This window comes from Sporosarcina sp. P13, from assembly GCF_002743055.1.
In the GTDB taxonomy this organism is placed as follows: Bacteria; Bacillota; Bacilli; order Bacillales_A; family Planococcaceae; genus Sporosarcina.
The window spans coordinates 53,759-71,470 of the sequence record NZ_PDYM01000007.1 but is presented as its reverse complement, the minus strand read 5'-3'; the positions used below and the strand labels follow the sequence as shown (position 1 = coordinate 71,470).

Here is a 17,712-nt window from a genome sequence, read left to right as displayed (position 1 = left end):
TACTGTTCAGTAAACACAAATAAGAACACATAATTGTCTCTTCCGAAAAGCCATAAATCATGGTTTACACGTCCCTTGATTTATACTTTTCGTAATTTCTTCATTCACCTATATAGCATTACTTTTCCATTAGTAACATGAAAACAAAAAGAGCACCCCATTGGATGCCCTAAACGAATTCAAGAACCAACTACCTAATTACATGTAATAAGAAATACAGTTATTCTCATACACGGCCGACCAATTTACTATTTTCCAATATTGATTCTGCAGGAGTATACGGTAAGTTCTGTGCTTTTGCAACCGCTTTGTACGTTACATGCCCGTTTACTGTATTTAACCCCTTTCGAAGGGCCTCATTGTCTAGTAGCGCTTGTCTGTATCCTTTATTAGCAATTTGAAGTGCATAGGGTACAGTCACGTTAGTCAAAGCCAATGTAGATGTTTGAGGGACTGCTCCAGGCATATTGGCAACTGCGTAATGAACGACATCATGCTTTACGTAGATAGGATCATCATGTGTAGTTACACGATCGGACGTTTCAAAGATTCCTCCTTGATCGATTGCGATATCGACTAGAACCGACCCGGGCTTCATCGATTGAACCATTTCTTCAGATACAAGTTTGGGCGCTTTAGCACCTGGAACTAAAACCGCTCCTACAACAAGGTCTGCTCCTTTGACAGCTTCTGCGATATTGAATGGATTCGAAACGAGGGTTTGAATACTATTGCCAAACATATCATCTAACTGACGTAAACGATCTACTGATAAATCGAGCACAGTTACGTGTGCACCCATACCGATTGCAATCCGTGCAGCACTTGCGCCTGCCTGACCACCGCCAATTACGATGACTTTTCCACGTGAAACTCCCGGTACGCCGGCTAGTAAAATACCTTTTCCACCTTTTGTCTTCTCAAGATACTGGGCTCCAATTTGCGTTGCCATCCGCCCTGCTACTTCACTCATCGGCGCTAGCAAAGGCAATGAATGATTTGGCAGCTGAACCGTTTCATAGGCAAGGCCTATCACTTTATTTTCCAATAGTGCTGTAGTCAGCTCTACTTCAGATGCCAAATGCAAGTATGTGAATAGTAGTAACCCTTTACGGAAAAAACGGTACTCAGAAGCAATTGGCTCCTTTACTTTCATCACCATCTCTGCTCCCCATACTTCTTCAGCGGTCTGAACAACTTTCGCCCCTGCATCCATATAGTCCTTGTCTGTGAAACTAGATCCTAACCCAGCGCCTGTTTCAATGAGTACTTCATGACCAGACGAGCACAATGTGAATACTCCTGCTGGCGTCATCGCCACACGATTTTCGTTATTTTTAATCTCCTTCGGCACACCAATTAACATACTCATTCCCCCCAGAATAAAATGTATATTCTTTTTCAGCTGTTCATCTATACATTTGACTAAGTAGTAATTTTCGCGCGAATCTAATGAGTGTATAGAAGAAGTACCTCTAGCCGCTCATCCAATCAGTAATAGACAAGAGGCACTTCTTATACATGGTAGAATAAAAATAAACGATTATTCGTTTTCTTTAAATACTTTTTTAATGACGGAGACGATAAAATCGAAATCTTCATCTGTACAAGATAGCGGTGGGCATAGGGCAAGAATATTATTGTACCCTGCTACTGTATCGCCGTTGCGTCCAACAATTAACCCATTCGCTTTGCACTCACCTATAATTTTTGTCATACGAGCATTGGTAGCGGGCTCTTTTGTTACTTTATCTTCCACTAGTTCAATACCCATCAGGAAACCAAGACTTCTAATATCTCCTACATACGGGTGTTCCTTCAAACAAGCCAGTTCATCGGACAAACGCCCACCCAATTCAGCAGAACGGTTAATCAGATCTTCTCGCTCCAAAATCTCCAAGTTTTTCAGCGCTACTGCACAAGCTGCAGGGTTTCCGCCAAATGTATTCACATGACGAAAATGACTGTTATCTTCACCAGTATCAAACTTTTCATAAATGTCTTTGCGGATAGCTGTTACGGATAATGGAAGGTATGCGCTAGTCAAACCTTTTGCCATCGTTACAATATCCGGTTTTACATTATAGTGCTGATGACCAAATGCTTTTCCAGTCCGTCCAAATCCGCAGATTACTTCATCAATGATTAATAGCACGCCATGACGTGTACAGATCTCTTGGACTTTCTCCAAATACACCGGATGTGGTATTAAAATTCCCCCGCCTGTAATGAGGGGTTCCATAATAATCCCTGCAATTGTTTCTTTTTGCTCCCAAATAATTTTTTCTTCAAGCTCTAACGCACGCTGGATATTATACTCTTCCACTGAGACCCCTTCAGGTTTCCGATAATTATCCGGTGGTGCCACATGCAAGAATCCTGGTACGAGCGGCTCATACTTATACTTACGCAATGCTTGCCCTGTTGCCGATAAAGCTCCCATTGAACTTCCGTGATAGGCACGGTAGCGGGAAAGGAATTTATAGCGGGAAGGTTCTCCGTTTTGCTGATGGTATTGTCGTATCAGCTTAAACGCTACTTCATTTGCGTCGGATCCACTATTTGAATAGAAAATTTTATAGTCGTCACCTAACATTTCATTCAATTTGGCGGCGAGCTCAATTGCTGGTCCATGGCTTTGTGTCATCGGTACATATGCCAGTTTTTTCAACTGTTCATATGCCACTTGGGCTAATTCTTCTCTACCATAGCCGACATTGACACACCATAATCCCGACATACCATCTAAATAACGATTGCCTTTATGGTCCGTAATCCAAGCATTCTCTCCACTTTCAATAATCATAGGTGGATTTTTTTCATTATATGCAGAAATATGCTGCCAAACTTTTTTCCGATTTTGTTCTACCAATGATTGCTTGTGATTCTGACCTTGTTCTTCTATGGCTTTCATTAGGAACTCCCCCTTATTTATCAGTATGAATGACGAGCTGTCAGCATTTTCTTGCGTGTATAAAATTCGATTCCATCACGTCCGTTTGCATGCAAATCTCCGTAAAATGACTTTTTGTAACCTGAGAATGGGAAGAATGCCATCGGTGCGGGTACGCCAAGATTTATGCCAAGCATTCCTGCATCAATTTCTTCTCGGAATTGACGAATAGCCTTCGCGCTATCTGTATATAAACAAGCACCATTAGCAAAGTCTGATTGATTGGTAAGCTCGATCGCTTCATCCAATGTCTCTACACGGACTACTGAAAGTACGGGCGCAAAAATTTCTTCCTTCCAAATCCGCATGTCAGTTGTAACGCCTTCAAAAATAGTTGGACCTACAAAATAACCGCCTGCAGATGTAGATTCATCTTTCCTTCCGTCACGAACAAGTTTTGCTCCCTCGGCTACGCCCGACTCAATGTAAGAAAGAGTCTGATCTTTATGTGAATCACGGATGACTGGACCTAGGAACACTCCTTTTTCCAATCCATTTCCAATCGTCAGTTTATTTGCTTCTTCGACTAAACGTTTCACTAGCTCATCTGCAATACCTCCTACTGCAACTACAACTGCAGCGGCCATACATCTCTCACCTGCAGAACCAAACGCTGCATTGGTAATATTAGTGACCGTCAAATCCAGATCCGCATCCGGCAGTACAATTGAATGGTTCTTAGCTCCTGCTAGTGCTTGAACGCGTTTGCCATGCGCAGTACCTGTTTTATACACATACTCGGCAACGGGTTGTGAACCGACAAATGAAACAGCAGGAATATCTGGATGACTGAGGATTCCATTGACGATATCATGTGCACCATGGACGATATTGAACACGCCATCTGGTAATCCTGCTTCCGTCAATAGTTCTGCCAATCTATTCGCCAGTAGCGGTGTGCGCTCTGAAGGTTTCAAAATGAATGTATTTCCAGCAGCTATTGCAAGTGGGAACATCCAACAAGGAACCATCATAGGGAAGTTGAATGGGGTAATCCCACCGACCACTCCTAAAGGATAGCGATACATACCAGATTCAATATCTGTAGCGATATCAGGTAGCTGGTAACCCATCATCAACGTTGGTGCCCCTGCAGCAAATTCCACACACTCGATCCCACGCTGAACTTCACCATATGCTTCTGTATAGTTTTTTCCATTCTCTATTGTGATCAACTGCGCCAATTCATCCCAATGATCTATTAAAAGATTCTGATAGTTAAATAGAATACGTGCTCTTTGTGGTACGGCAACTTTCTTCCAAGATGCATACGCTTTTTTCGCTGCATCGACTGCAACTTGCAAATCTTCTGCAGTTGAGATCGGTACTTCTGCAATAATTTCACCTGTAGCCGGATTTGGCACCTCTTCATATTTATCAGTGAGTGATTTTACCCATTGTCCATTAATGAAATTAGAAAGCAGTTTCTTTTCCACAACTATTGTATTCATTTTTCTTCCTCCCATTCTTCTATCCTTGCTTTACAACAAGACTTGAGATAAACTACTTCCTATAGTTTAGCAACTATTCCATATACTTTCATTTTACATTGTGTAACTTCGTTTGTAGATTTAATTTACGTTATGGAGGTCTTTACATTGAATGAACTCGCATTAACTGTTCAAGATGTCCTCGCTCGTGAAACCTTTACACATGCAAAGGTCATCGCAGGAGGAAATGGATTAGATCGTCAAGTGAAATGGTCACATGTATTGGAAGTGAGCGACTTCAGTTCACTAGTTAACGGTGGTGAAATAATCTTAACGACAGGTATTCATCTTCCATCTGATGCAGTCACACAGTTACATTATATAAAACAGTTAATTGAATTGGATGTTGCCTGTCTATGTGTTGAAATAGGGAAGTATTTTAGTGAAGTACAACCAGATGTTATTGACTTCGCTAACGAACAAAACTTTCCTATCGTTATTTTTGAGAAAACAGTTAAGTTTGTAGATATTTCTCAAGACTTGCACACATTCATTATTAATCGTCATTATGAAATGTTGTCGAAAATCGATACGTTGTCTAGAAGTTTTAATGAGTTAAGCTTAATGCCCAATGGAATCTTAAAGATTTTACAACAATTACATGCCCATTTTAAACAGAGTGTGTTGTTTATATCTGATGATGCAAAAGCTCATTATTATCCTATTGAATCGAAGGCATGGAAAAATGAAATAGAACGTTTCCTGAACGAGAATAGTACAAAAATTATCGAGCGTGATGTTTATTTAATTAACGATCGGCATTTTGCCTTACTCCCAATCAATGGTTTGGGCCAAGCATTAGGCTATCTATGTTTGCATCTTCCACAGGCAACAGCAGATGACTTCAAATTGTTAATTTTGGATCGGGCATCGCTTGCCATTGCGCAAATATTACTTAGAAATCGAACGATAGAAGAAAGAAACCAACTTAACGAGGATGAATTCGTTCGAAATGTACTCCATGGACGTTCTGTAGAACCAAGCGATTATCAAACGTATTTACCAACGAAAAGCCGAAACACGCATTATCGAATTTTCATTATTCAGATGGATACAAAGGAATCCAACATCGATGAGTATAGTTGGGAAGAAATTCGCTTACAGCAATCCATGGTCATTCGGTCGCTTTTTAAACGGCAAGGTTTCTTTCCGGCTCTCACAGTTAGTAAAAATGAAATAACTGTCATTGCATCATTTATTGCTTCCGATCCACAGATAAAAGATACCAATCGTTTCACGCAAGTAGTTCAACTGATCGAGAATTTGGATGACCATGCTCTCGCTAACGGTAGAAGATGTACATTTGGTATCAGTTTAGTTCACCAAGACCTCTCACAAATTACCGAAGCATTTAAAGAAGCAAAAAAAGTTATAGATAGTAAAAACCGATTTCCGTTTGAGGGTAATTTTTATGAAGAACTAGGTATTTATAGATTGCTTCTACAAATTGATGATCAAGGGTATCTTGAACATTATGTAGACGATTATCTACAAGAACTCATTGAATATGATAGAAAGACAGACAGCAAATTATTCGAAACATTACGCACGTATTTTGAGTGCGGTGGATCAAAAAAAGAAACGGCGGATCGTCTTTTTATCGTTCGGCAAACCCTCTATCATCGATTGGAAAAAATCGAATATCTACTAGGCCAAGATTTTATGTCTCCACTCAATCGAATTGCACTTGAAGTAGCCATCCTAGCCAAACAAATCGTAGTCAAAAAATAAGTATTTCCAACGTACAGCCACAACTCGCTTAGCATTTGCGAATAGTGGCTGTACGTACGTCTTTGCATTTTCTTGCTATCGTTTTCAACTGTTCTTAGCGATTGCTCGGGAAATCAAAAGTCGTTTCTTTATTCCCCTGCTGCATTTCAGGCCATCTTTCCGATACCGTTTTTACTTTTGTGTAGAAACGTACATTATCCGGACCAAACATTTGGCCATCACCGAAGCGGGAACGTTTCCATCCGCCAAAATTATGATAGCCTACTGGAATCGGTATCGGCACATTCACTCCTACCATTCCTACTTCAATTTCTTCCGTAAACTTCCTTGCTGCCGGACCACTTTGTGTGAAAATCGTCACACCGTTTCCAAATTCATGATCATTAATTAACTCAATTGCTTCTTGCAGATCTTGCACTCTAACAACAACGCGTGCGGGACCAAATACTTCTTCTTTGTAAATCTTCATATCTGGTTTTACCCGATCTATTAATGTAGCTCCTAAGTAAAAACCACCTCTATTCTTCTCTTCCACTTCTGGATTACGTCCATCTACAGAAAGTACAGCACCTTCTTCTAGACTCTCTTCAATAGACTTCAAAATATGGTCTTTTGCTTGCTGTGTAATCACAGGACCAAAATCTGCTGTATCGTCATCATACGTGCCGACCTTCAACTCTTCTACTCGCTCTTTTAGTCTAGCAGTAAAGCGTTCTGCGGTATCTTCGCCAACCGGCATTGCGACTGATATTGCCATACATCTTTGAGATGCAGCTCCATAGGCAGCACCTAAAAAGGCATTCACGGAAAAGTCGATATCCGCGTCAGGCATAATGACCATATGGTTCTTGCCGCCTCCGAATGCTGCTACCCGTTTATGATGCTTACTTGCTTCTTCGTAAATATATTCAGCGACTTGAGTTGAACCGACGAAGCTAACAGCCATCACTTTCGGATGAGAAATAAGTGCATCTACCGCTTTTTTATCACCATTAATGACACTCCAAACACCTGCTGGAAGTCCGGCTTGTTGCCAAAGCTTCGAAATAATCAGTGCTGAATTCGGTACACGTTCTGAAGGTTTTAAGATGACAGAATTTCCGCAAGCGATCGCCATCGTTGTCATCGCGACAGGTACCATGACCGGGAAGTTAAAAGGTGCAATGCTAACTACAACGCCCAGTGGCTCTTTAATCGAATACGCATCAATCTGTCCGCCTACGTTTTTAGAGTATTCACCTTTTAATAAATGTGGAGAACCTAATGCAAAATCAACCGATTCAATCGCTCTTCCTATTTCTCCTTTTGCGTCAGAAATGGTTTTTCCATTCTCTTTACCGATCGCCACAGCTAGTTCATCTGTTGCGTCTACTAGAAGGTTTCTGAATTTAAAAAGGATATCCATCCGTTTCGTAACCGCCGTACGTTTCCAGTCATCCGCTGCTTGATTAGCTATCTCAATGGCTTCATCCACTTCTTCCGCTGATGCATACGGACATCTTTCTGTTACTTCTCCGGTAGCTGGATTAAATACATCTCCAAACCGCCCACTCTTGCCTTTTTTCATTTCGCCACCAATAAAGTGGTGGATTTCTTTCTTTTCATTTACGATATGAACCATAGCCGATTCCCCCATTGAATTTATAGTCTTTTTGAATCCTCATTATAAAGGATGATAGCTTCCGCTAATTGCATCCACAATGAGCTGTCCCTGTTTATTATTTTCTAACGTAAAATCCGCGAGCCAAAACGGACGATAAAAAAGATTTCTTTGTATTTCAGTAATCTTCGGCATCGTGACGAATTTAGCTTTTGAAGAAGCGTTATCAAAAATGAATCGCTTAGCTATGCCAATGGCTTCTTCCTCTGCAATCACCAGCTGAGGAACTCTTCCCGTTTCTATTGTTCGTTCAAAAAACGTAGGTTGAACGTCCACCATCGCTCCTCTTCCACCTAGTGCATCTACCGTACAAGCCGCTTTGCCTTTAAATTTCAACAAACTTTTAGCGCTTACTTGATATTCGAAAAAGTAGTATGGATAGTAAATCACATCTTGAATGTGGAAATGCGTTTGTTTTTCATATTGCTGCAATCCGTGCAATACTTCTTCTTCAGTAAATTCAATTTCTTGTACTAACATAGCGCTCATACGTATCTACTCCTGTAAAATAGTTATCATTCGTCAAAAACTTAGATACATTGCTTGCTTCAGGCGCTAACTCACGCGCAATGTTTCGATCAAACTCTTTTGAGAAGAAGCGTTTTTGTCTAGATTGCTCAAATGCTTCCTGTACTTCAGCTGAAGGTTTACGTCCAAATCGACTTCCGATGATCATACCTAGTATAGAAACAAGTAAACCTGCTAAAAACGGGTGAAGACCAGTCGATGTTTCCAATGCCATCGAAGTCCAAATAATATTCGTCGTTGCGCCACCGATCATTGCGCATAAGCAACCAATGTAATTAGCGTTTTTATAATATACAGATGACACATAAGGAACTAAGAACGCATTTCCTAATGTACCGAACGCGAACACAACTAATGCAAATACAGAAGGTGGTTCATAGATTGCAACGACAACACCTACAATCCCTCCCATTAAAATACATAATCTTGATACGAGAATCATCGTCTTCTGACTAGCATTCTTGTTAATAAATCGTTGATAGACATCACGTGACAGAATGGATCCTGCTTGCATCAAGATAGAATCTGCTGTGGACATAACTGCTGACATAATCGCTGATAACAAGAGTGCTGCAAAGATTCCTGGGAATAATGTGTAGGCAAGCTCTGTAATAATCATTTCAGGATCAGCAATTGTAGGAAGCAAAATTATACCGATCAACCCTAGAATATACGGTACAAAGATAAAGAATTGATTCCAAAGAGCACTAATCATCACTGCACCTTTAACAGTTTTTGTACTCTTCATCGACATATGGCGAACGACTACATGAGGAAGTCCCATATAACCGATAGAGTAGATTAGAATGGCTCCAAGCACCATACCCCATTGGCCATAATACGCTAGTCCTTTACCCCAGATACTTAAATACGTAGGGTCTATCGCTTTTAGCGCACCGTTCAATCCGGTTAATCCTCCAACATGAAAATAAGCGAGAATACCGATACCTACGACCCCAACGACCATAATTAAGCCTTGTACAAATGAGGTATACGCAACAGCCAAATAGCCTCCTGCTACGGTATAGATGATAATGACACTAATACCAATAATAAGAGAAAGTTCATACGTGAAACCTGTTAGTGTAGACATCGCCTTGCCGGCTGCAATAAACTGAGCACACACATAACCGAATAGAAAGACGATCGAAATAATAGATCCTACTACACGAACACTTGGACTTTCAAAGCGTTTCTCCAAGTATTCAATCGGTGAAAGCGCTCCCAAAATTTCAGACATCCTTCTCATTCGTTTTCCTAAAACAGAAAGGTTTATGATCGAACCTCCAGCATCCCCAATCGCGTACCAAACAGCATACCAGCCATATTTAAATGCCATCGCAGGAGCACCCATAAACATGAATCCACTCATCGCTGTCGTCTGCATGGTCATGGCCGTGACGGCTGGTCCAAGAGATCGGCCGCCAAGTAAGTATTGTTCTGTAGATGCTGAGGATTTCCTAGAAAACCATAAGCCAATCGATAATAGTACACTTAAATAGATGATGAAAATGATTCCATCAATACTCATCGAATCCCCCCCTAATTATTATTTATTTTGATTTTTTTCTTCTTCCATTTTATCTTCCAATTCATCTTCGCGTTTCAATTTAAAATAGAGTACTGTAGCTAACCCCACCCATATAAATGGCCATGGCACAAACCAAAAAAATGTTTCTGCAGGAAATCCAAACATGTATTCACCTCCAAATTAGTGTTATTTAAACGTGTTCTAATCATTTAACCTAGTATATTTAATAACAGTCTTCTACACATTAGACATAGTGTTCTTAATCACCAAAAGTAGTTTGTCATTTTGTCAGTCATAAATAGATTGAGGGACAAGCCAAGCTTAAAAAGTAAAGGACCGGAGAAAAACTCCTTCATTTCAGAGCTTTTCTACAGTCCTTTTATTTTGCGTGACTAAGAGGTTTTTCGTATTGGACTTTTCCGTCTATTATAGTCATCACTACGGATAGATCTTTAATTTTGTCAGGATCTACTGATAAAATACTATCATTCAGCAACACCAAATCAGCTAATTTCCCTACTTCAATGCTACCTTTTATCTGTTCATCAAAACTTGCATATGCCCCCATAAACGTATAGGCTTTAATCGCTTCACGTACAGTTATTCGTTGCTTCACGCCTCCATCTTGTCCGGAAACCGTTCGTCTATTCACTGCAGCATGGATGCCAAGAAGCGGATTATGCTCTACTACAGGAGTGTCTGAAGCGAAGGCAAATGGAATTCCTTTTTGCAAGTAATCATTCGCCGGATACATGACATCTACACGGTCGCCATAATATTCGAGATAGGAATCTCCATTTACATAGATAAACGCCGGATTAGGAATGACGATCACGCCTAAGTTCTTCATACGTTCTTGAAGATCGGGACTGGCGATACCCGCATGCTCAATTCGATGTCGATGATCCGCGCGTGGATGTTGCTCCAATGCATGTTCTATACAGTTCAACACCATTTCAATCGCTCGATCCCCTTGGGCATGTGCGGTAATTTGATAGCCTTTGCTATGCGCTTCCCCTAGGATTTCATTCATTCTGTCCTGGTCGTAATACAGTATTCCTGTATCTGTTGGATCACTATCATACGGTTCTCTTGTAGCTAGAGTCGGTCCTGTACTACTGCCATCTGTGAACAGCTTAGCCGGCCCAATCTTAAACCACTCATCGCCATCGCCAGTAACCACTCCTTCGTCAATCATATGTCTAACGAAGGCCTCCGAATCCGTTAATGAACCGATAAGCGTATACACTCGATTTTTTATATCACCTGAATCTATCCCTTTTTTGATCAAGTGTAAATTATCTGGACCCCAGCCGTAACTGCCTGCATCATGTACACTCGTAATGCCAGATTCAACAAATATTTGCGATGCCAACTGTAGCCCTTTTTCAATTTCTTCCGCACTATAATCAGCCACCGTAAATAGCTGCATATGGGCGTTTTCAATCATTTTTCCTGTCGCGTCACCCGATGAATCACGTTCTATCTCTCCACCTGTAGGATTTTCAGTTTCTCTTGTAATTCCCGCAAGTTCCAATGCCTTATTATTGGCGATGGACGTATGATTACACACCCTAATAATAACGATTGGATGCTCAGTAGAAATAGCATCGAGTTCTTGTATCGTAGGAAAGCGTTTTTCTTCCATTGCGTTTTCATTAAAACTTGTCACACGAATCCATTCACCTTTAGGAGTTGTGCGAGCTCTCTTTTTCATTTCACTAAATAAATCTTCCAACGATTGAATATCAGGGCTTGCACAACTAATACCAAGTAAGTTTGTGCCGTAAATAGTTAAATGCATATGCGCATCTATGAACCCAGGGAGAAGAGATTTCCCCTCTAAATCAATAACCTTAGTCCCCACTCCAATGTATCCTTCTACTTCGTCATTCTTGCCAACAGCGAGAATGATATTGTCTTTTATCGCCACTGCTTCCACAATAGAATCATTTTTATCTACTGTTACTACTTCACCATTCGTAAATACTATATCTGCATGCATCGTACATCACCTCTCCAAATGTCTAGTAAAATATACTTCTTAGCTACGAAGATAGACTTCCTCTTCTTCATTCTGAGCGCTCTTTGTTAGTAAGCTTACTACTATCATAATAATAACATTAGCAATTAATCCAATAATTCCGGCATGCATGCCAAAAGGAGTAGATTCCGCAACTAGTTGGAAGTAGAAGTTTAAGATTGCGCCGACTACTAGTCCACTGATTACTCCTGCCGCCGTAGCACGACGCCAATAAAGCGCACTATACACGCCTGGGGCAAATTGGACAATCGCTCCATATGCTCCCAATAGTAGCACAATTAAACCTTGCCCACCAAAAATCGTGATAATATATGCCAATCCTCCAATTACAAATACACCTACACGCATGATAGTCAATACCGTCCGATCCGATAGATCTTTAAAAATCATACGGACAACACCATCTGTCACTTCTAGTGTCGCATTATGTGTAATTGCATCAGCAGATGACATGGCAGCAGCCAACGCCCCTGCTCCAACAAGTCCATACACCCAGCCCGGTAAATTCATAACGGTTGTGATCAAGAATGGGAGAATCTGATCTGCACTTTCAATCAAATTCGCATCGACAATCCCTTTAGCCGCAAATCCAACGAGCAATAATGGTACTAGGAATAACGAAAATATCGGATAAACCAATACAGTTTTCTTAATGACACGAGGGCCTGTCGCATACGATTTTGTAAATAGATGCGGCCACATGAGGAATCCTATTACAGATACTAGAATGGTAGTAGTAAATGGTATCGTACCCATTGCTGAACCTTCTTTTCCTATCTGCAAGAATTCAGGCGTTTCTGTAGCAATTGTTGTAAACATCACGCCCACTGAATCGTGTAACTGATTGACAATTGCCAATCCAACGACCCATGAAATAACAATCATCAATAATCCTTGAAATACGTCTGACCAAGCGGCAGCTCGCAAGCCACCTGTTGCTACATAGATCACAACTATGCCGTAAGCAAGAAGGGCTCCCAACCAAAATGGAATTCTGCCTTCCGTCATAATATTGAAGATATGTGCCATCCCTGTCAATTGAGTAGCTAAATATTGAATGGAAGCTAATAAAGCAAGCAACCCAACAATAATACCTAACCCTTTACTTCTATAACGAATTCTTAAGAAAGATGATAGCGTATATAAATTGAACTTCTTCCCGATTTTCGAAATTTTCGGTCCGATGATATACCATGGAAGAATCGCAAAGGCTGTATAGATGATAATGTAATACGCAGGAGCACCTTTTTCATATGCCCATCCAGGTGCACCTAAAAACGAGAAGGCGCTAAATACGGCCCCACCCATTAAGAACCACATGACGATTAACCCTAACTTACCTCCTGCAACCGCAAATTCATCTAAAGAGCTGGAATCTTGACCTTTACCTGCCCATATCCCAATAACTAATGCAACGACTAAATAGCCAACCATAATGCATAACGCAATTAGCCAATGTTCCATTACTCGCCACCTTCTTCCGACGTACGATCTGGATCAAATTGATGTAGGATGATAATAGCAAGAAATGTGAGAAGAATGACTAAAATAATGTAGAAAAAGGAAAATGGAAGTCCCATAACGATGGGCGTTGCTCGATTAGCTAACTCAAACATTGGAAATATCAACAGTAAAAAAGGAATAGTAACAATAATACTATAAATCGTATTGAACATTTTCCTAGTCATCGAATCCCTCCAAGAATTTTTTGTGCTCTTTTACTTTTGACAAGCTATTCTACAAACAGTCTTATAAAGTAACTCTGTTCCTAGCGCAATATCTTCTGGTGAGCTATATTCCTTAGGGTTGTGGCTAATCCCATCTTTAGAGCGCACGAAAATCATGCCGTAGTCACATACATAGGACATTTCAAGTGAGTCATGAAATGGCCCGCTCATTAATTCTGGTGGAGTCAAACCCATTTCTGCGCTTTCTTCCCTCATAATTTGCATAATATTTTCGTTACAAAATCGCGGCCCATTTCTCGTATCTTCATGGATTGTGTAGGTCAAGCCGTGCTCAGCTGCTATGTTGTCTAGGTCTTGACGGAAAGCTTGTTCAATTTTATCACGTCTACTTTCATCAATATCACGAAGATCTACAGTGAACGTAACTTTTTCGGGAATAATGTTGCGCGAATCTGGAAAAACTTGCAGGCTTCCTACTGTGCTGACGGTCGGTGCCCCATTAACTTCTTGCGCTAATTCATTTAATTTTACGATGACTTTAGCAGCACCAACTAGTGCATCTTGTCGCATGGCCATAGGAACAGATCCAGCATGTCCGGCTAGTCCTTCCATTTCAACTGTCATCCACAGCGGTCCCGAAATACCTGTCACTATACCAATCGGTTCTTCCTTTGCTTCGAGCACAGGTCCTTGTTCAATATGAAGTTCTAAAAATGCTACTATCTTGGAAGTGTCAATCAAACATTCTTCAAACTTTGATGGATCACAGCCAAATTCAATTAGTGCCTGACGTCTCGTCATCCCCGTCTTGTCCTGTCGTTCCAACTCACCCTCTTCTAATTTATCCAATATCCCTCTTACACCAAATAAACCTTTATTGAAACGCGAACCTTCTTCGTCCGCAAACGCTATGACAATAATAGGAATATCCGGTGTAATTCCTTGTTCATGAATGGACTCTAGAACTTCAAGTGCTCCAATTACGCCAAGTGCCCCATCATATTTTCCACCGTAAGGCTGCGAATCAATATGTGAACCAATCACCAAAGCAGGTGCATCGTTTGCTACCCCGTCCATTCTTCCAATTAAGTTGCCGAAATGATCAATTTTCGTCTGCAAACCAATAGTGTCCATATGTTTTTTAACATGTAGCACAGCTTGCTTATCTTCAGGTGAATGGGCTAGTCTCGATACCCCTGTTGAACCGATTTTTCCTATCTGGGCTAAGTTTTGAAGATTGTTATTTAACCTAACTGCATTAATAGCCTTTGACAGTGCTTTCATTCCAACACTCCTTCTACTCTATTTCTTTATTATTCTACTAGTAAGTGTATAGCTAATTCTGTCAATCCTTGTTATACAAAACGTAAAGTGATTACATGGAAAAATTCACAGATAGTCTAGTCTTTTTGTTTACTACTATAAATTTTTGGTAGTAATCAACTGGCCATTCGTTCGTTGGCACACTTGTCGTACAAATCCCAACGAAGCTTCCCGTTATAATTAAAAACTCTCTAACCAAAAATCTGGCTAGAGAGTAAACTATCATGTGTAAATGTTATAAACGAGAATTCCAAGAGCTAGGTTCAAAAAAATCGTACCTACTTAGCAAACCGCTCAATCAACTCGCGCGTCAAGTTAAACCGCGGTTCCGATCGATCCCCATCTATTTCCTCTACCCCAATTAAAACTGAAATGACCCGCTCCCCATTAAATACTCCAGTCCCTGTAAAACATGGTCCCGCCGCATCTGTATATCCGGTCTTTAATCCATCCAGACCCGCCATCTGCATTCGCATACCCGGTAGAAGTAAATTCGTATTCCACATCGTCATTCCTTGTCTTGATTTAAAGCTAGGCAGCTTGGTGAATTCCAGTACATCGGGATGTTGTTTAATAAGCCGATCCGCGATAATGGCTACATCATGAGCAGACGCCAGATTGTTTTCATCCTCGCCCCTTCCTAAATAACGGCCATCTAACCCGTGCGGATTGTAGAACGTTGTATGCTTTAGTTTAAACGCACGCGCTTGTTCATTCATAATCGAGACAAACTCTTCTTCACTACCCGCCACGAGTTCCGCAAGGGCAAGCGCGGCATCATTCGCTGAGATGACCGTCATCGCGACGAATAGTTCATGTACGGTATAGCTTTCATTTGCTTTCATACCTAGTTTTGACGCACTCGCAAACTGTGTAAGGTTCACTACCGTTGCACTCGGCTGATAGACAGTGTCCCATGTGAGTGAACCGTTTTTAATCGCATTCAAGACAATATATTGCGTCATGATTTTCGTCATACTGGCAATCGGTAATGGCTCCTTGCTATTTTTCTCATAGACAACCTTGCCTGTCTCTGCGTTAAGAAGTATCATCGCCTCTGCCGATACGCTCCAGTTTTCTTCATCTACTGTAAAGTCGTCCCATTCTGTAACCCAGATATAAATTCCTAAGCACAAAAGTAAAATAAACACGATTTTTTTCATTCATACACCTTCCTATACTATACATTATGCGATAGGTGTCTTAAGAATAATAGTGAATGTTTATAAAGAATGTATGAAGAATAGGAAAAGCACGTTGTCCGAGAGGTATCTAGGGACAACGTGCTTTTACTATTTATTGAACATAGCTTCTTACATAGTGCTTCACATATCAGAAGGATATTTCATACTCGAACCCATTTCGACATGTAACACCGAGCCAATTTGCTGCACATTTATATGAATACCTGTGTATAAGCCTTTACTATCTGGGAAGGCAATCTCGAACATCCCTTTTTTCTTAGCCACTACATGGAATCGGTTGGTGTCGGGGTCTCTTGTAACAGTGCCAATTTTCTCTGCATTATTCGGAACTATGTATCTACCAATTGTTTCATCCTCACCCAAGTCTAGCATGGCTGTAGGGTTTTCCTTTAATGTCCAGATGGAATAATGAAAGTTTGTATTAATCAACTCTGCATTGACCGCATACCGTACTTTTTTCCCTTTCGCAAAGTGGAGCACGGCAATATACTGTCCCGCTTGATCGATATCGATACAAACATTGACCTTCGCACCGTAGCCACATTTTTTGAAGTCTACGCTGTCGGATAGCATCTTACCATCCATTGTGGAAAGGGAAATAGTTTCAACTGGCTGATTATCCACTAGAAATTCTGCTTGGGTTGGTAAAATATCATCCGATTCTTCTAATGTCACTTTTAGTTTGCCATTCACTTCTTTGACATGTACATAATATTTCCTGTAATTCCTCTTGTCGGGATCGCCCATATTCGTTTTGCCGAAACTTAGCGTACCTGTTCCTTCTTTAAGTGGAATAATCTTAATGGTGTTAAGAACGAACTCGTTTGGCTTCTGACCTTCGAACGTGATATTGAATACTTCAGAATCCGTATCATCACCCGTTGTCCAGCCAAAGTCATCCCAATTAAATTTATTCGCATGTAGCGTGATGATTTGCGACTTTGCTTCTTCCGTTGCTCTCATCAGTTTAGCCGCCTGTCCCCTTGTGATAAATGCATTCGGACTAAATGTGTCAGTAGACGTTCCTGTCGTGATGCCAAGTCTATAGATGATCAGAATATTCTTATCATGACCTGACATCCATTTCACATCTTTAAACGGGTTTTTGCTTGCAAGGAATGGGTAATCCGGCAAATCGAATGCTTTTACTAGAATCGAAGCCATCTGTCCGCGCTTGATCGGATCATTCGGACCAAAGCGCCCATCCCCATAACCACCAATTATTCCTTTCTCCGCCAATGCCGCAATCGCCTTGTAGTAGCCATTCGCTGTCGAAACATCCTTAAATCCAGGATTCTTCACATGAGTCGTATCTAATTTAATCAGCATTGTAATAATTGCAGCTGCTTGGCCTCTCGTAATCGAATTCCCCGGTTTGAACGTCCCATCCGGATAGCCCCCAATAATCTTGCGTTCCGCCAACTCATAGACTGCTTCCGCAAAGTGCTTGGTTGATGGTACATCTGAAAATAATTTTGTGCTTGCTACGCCTGATAAAGGTAGACTACATGCTAGCAAAAGTACACCAAGTACCGTTAGAAACTTCTTCCTCATATATG

General features: G+C 40.9%; 14 protein-coding genes. 1 reads left to right on the top strand and 13 read right to left on the bottom strand.

The genetic code is table 11. The annotated features are described in order from the left end of the window. Positions 1 to 226 precede the first annotated feature (226 nt). From ald to CSV79_RS05770, 3 genes are all read right to left on the bottom strand, one after another. Entirely contained in the window at positions 227 to 1,366 is a 1,140-nt protein-coding gene (gene ald / locus CSV79_RS05780; RefSeq protein ID WP_099688090.1) for an alanine dehydrogenase, read from the bottom strand. Positions 1,367 to 1,543: 177 nt separating this feature from the next. Further along, positions 1,544 to 2,914: an aspartate aminotransferase family protein gene (locus CSV79_RS05775; protein WP_099688089.1), complete on the bottom strand. Its 1,371-nt coding sequence runs from the start codon at positions 2,912 to 2,914 to the stop codon at positions 1,544 to 1,546. 20 nt (positions 2,915 to 2,934) lie between these two features. Beyond that, the gene (locus CSV79_RS05770) at positions 2,935 to 4,404 is read right to left on the bottom strand and encodes a CoA-acylating methylmalonate-semialdehyde dehydrogenase (protein WP_099688088.1); all 1,470 of its coding nucleotides are present in this window, start codon (positions 4,402 to 4,404) and stop codon (positions 2,935 to 2,937) included. 147 nt (positions 4,405 to 4,551) lie between these two features. On the opposite strand from CSV79_RS05770, the gene CSV79_RS05765 reads away from it, so the two are divergent. Further along, complete coding sequence (locus CSV79_RS05765) at positions 4,552 to 6,174, top strand: PucR family transcriptional regulator (protein ID WP_099688087.1); 1,623 nt, start codon at positions 4,552 to 4,554, stop codon at positions 6,172 to 6,174. Between the two features lie 94 nt (positions 6,175 to 6,268). Here the strand turns inward: CSV79_RS05765 and CSV79_RS05760 are convergent, their stop codons facing one another. The 10 genes from CSV79_RS05760 to CSV79_RS05720 all read right to left on the bottom strand — a co-directional run bounded on the left by CSV79_RS05760 (position 6,269) and on the right by CSV79_RS05720 (position 17,707). Further along, positions 6,269 to 7,795, bottom strand: a complete 1,527-nt coding sequence (locus tag CSV79_RS05760) for a CoA-acylating methylmalonate-semialdehyde dehydrogenase (RefSeq protein ID WP_099688086.1) — start codon at positions 7,793 to 7,795, stop codon at positions 6,269 to 6,271. Positions 7,796 to 7,837: 42 nt separating this feature from the next. After that, on the bottom strand, positions 7,838 to 8,323 hold the full coding sequence (locus CSV79_RS05755) for a hypothetical protein (protein WP_099688085.1): 486 nt from the start codon (positions 8,321 to 8,323) through the stop codon (positions 7,838 to 7,840). Further along, positions 8,295 to 9,893, bottom strand: coding sequence for a sodium/proline symporter (locus tag CSV79_RS05750; RefSeq protein WP_099688084.1), 1,599 nt, complete (start codon positions 9,891 to 9,893; stop codon positions 8,295 to 8,297). Before CSV79_RS05750 ends, CSV79_RS05755 begins: the two co-directional genes overlap by 29 nt. Positions 9,894 to 9,911: 18 nt before the next feature. After that, positions 9,912 to 10,058 carry a hypothetical protein gene (locus CSV79_RS16970; RefSeq protein WP_199171872.1) on the bottom strand — a complete coding sequence of 49 codons (147 nt, stop codon included), beginning with the start codon at positions 10,056 to 10,058 and terminating at the stop codon, positions 9,912 to 9,914. Between the two features lie 214 nt (positions 10,059 to 10,272). Continuing rightward, on the bottom strand, positions 10,273 to 11,898 hold the full coding sequence (locus CSV79_RS05745) for an amidohydrolase (RefSeq protein ID WP_099688083.1): 1,626 nt from the start codon (positions 11,896 to 11,898) through the stop codon (positions 10,273 to 10,275). Positions 11,899 to 11,937: 39 nt separating this feature from the next. Further along, entirely contained in the window at positions 11,938 to 13,401 is a 1,464-nt protein-coding gene (locus CSV79_RS05740; RefSeq protein ID WP_099688082.1) for a sodium:solute symporter family protein, read from the bottom strand. After that, positions 13,401 to 13,625: a hypothetical protein gene (locus CSV79_RS05735; RefSeq protein WP_099688081.1), complete on the bottom strand. Its 225-nt coding sequence runs from the start codon at positions 13,623 to 13,625 to the stop codon at positions 13,401 to 13,403. The genes CSV79_RS05740 and CSV79_RS05735 overlap by 1 nt, the downstream gene beginning before the upstream one ends. A 30-nt stretch (positions 13,626 to 13,655) precedes the next feature. Further along, the gene (locus CSV79_RS05730; RefSeq protein ID WP_099688080.1) at positions 13,656 to 14,909 is read right to left on the bottom strand and encodes a M20 family metallo-hydrolase; all 1,254 of its coding nucleotides are present in this window, start codon (positions 14,907 to 14,909) and stop codon (positions 13,656 to 13,658) included. 317 nt (positions 14,910 to 15,226) lie between these two features. Further along, a complete protein-coding gene (locus CSV79_RS05725; RefSeq protein WP_099688079.1) occupies positions 15,227 to 16,111 on the bottom strand; it encodes a D-alanyl-D-alanine carboxypeptidase family protein in 885 nt (294 codons plus the stop codon). A 162-nt stretch (positions 16,112 to 16,273) separates the two neighbouring features. Then, positions 16,274 to 17,707, bottom strand: coding sequence for an S-layer homology domain-containing protein (locus CSV79_RS05720; RefSeq protein WP_099688078.1), 1,434 nt, complete (start codon positions 17,705 to 17,707; stop codon positions 16,274 to 16,276). Positions 17,708 to 17,712 lie beyond the last annotated feature (5 nt).

Excerpts from the sequence above, each read along its gene's own strand:
- CSV79_RS05745 (WP_099688083.1), bottom strand. The coding sequence starts at position 11,898 with ATGCATGCAGATATAGTATTTACGAATGGTGAAGTAGTAACAGTAGAT.
- CSV79_RS05775 (WP_099688089.1), bottom strand. The coding sequence starts at position 2,914 with ATGAAAGCCATAGAAGAACAAGGTCAGAATCACAAGCAATCATTGGTA.
- CSV79_RS05725 (WP_099688079.1), bottom strand. The coding sequence starts at position 16,111 with ATGAAAAAAATCGTGTTTATTTTACTTTTGTGCTTAGGAATTTATATC.
- CSV79_RS05735 (WP_099688081.1), bottom strand. The coding sequence starts at position 13,625 with ATGACTAGGAAAATGTTCAATACGATTTATAGTATTATTGTTACTATT.
- CSV79_RS05750 (WP_099688084.1), bottom strand. The coding sequence starts at position 9,893 with ATGAGTATTGATGGAATCATTTTCATCATCTATTTAAGTGTACTATTA.
- CSV79_RS05740 (WP_099688082.1), bottom strand. The coding sequence starts at position 13,401 with ATGGAACATTGGCTAATTGCGTTATGCATTATGGTTGGCTATTTAGTC.
- CSV79_RS05760 (WP_099688086.1), bottom strand. The coding sequence starts at position 7,795 with ATGGTTCATATCGTAAATGAAAAGAAAGAAATCCACCACTTTATTGGT.
- ald (WP_099688090.1), bottom strand. The coding sequence starts at position 1,366 with ATGTTAATTGGTGTGCCGAAGGAGATTAAAAATAACGAAAATCGTGTG.
- CSV79_RS05720 (WP_099688078.1), bottom strand. The coding sequence starts at position 17,707 with ATGAGGAAGAAGTTTCTAACGGTACTTGGTGTACTTTTGCTAGCATGT.
- CSV79_RS05730 (WP_099688080.1), bottom strand. The coding sequence starts at position 14,909 with ATGAAAGCACTGTCAAAGGCTATTAATGCAGTTAGGTTAAATAACAAT.
- CSV79_RS05755 (WP_099688085.1), bottom strand. The coding sequence starts at position 8,323 with ATGAGCGCTATGTTAGTACAAGAAATTGAATTTACTGAAGAAGAAGTA.
- CSV79_RS16970 (WP_199171872.1), bottom strand. The coding sequence starts at position 10,058 with ATGTTTGGATTTCCTGCAGAAACATTTTTTTGGTTTGTGCCATGGCCA.
- CSV79_RS05770 (WP_099688088.1), bottom strand. The coding sequence starts at position 4,404 with ATGAATACAATAGTTGTGGAAAAGAAACTGCTTTCTAATTTCATTAAT.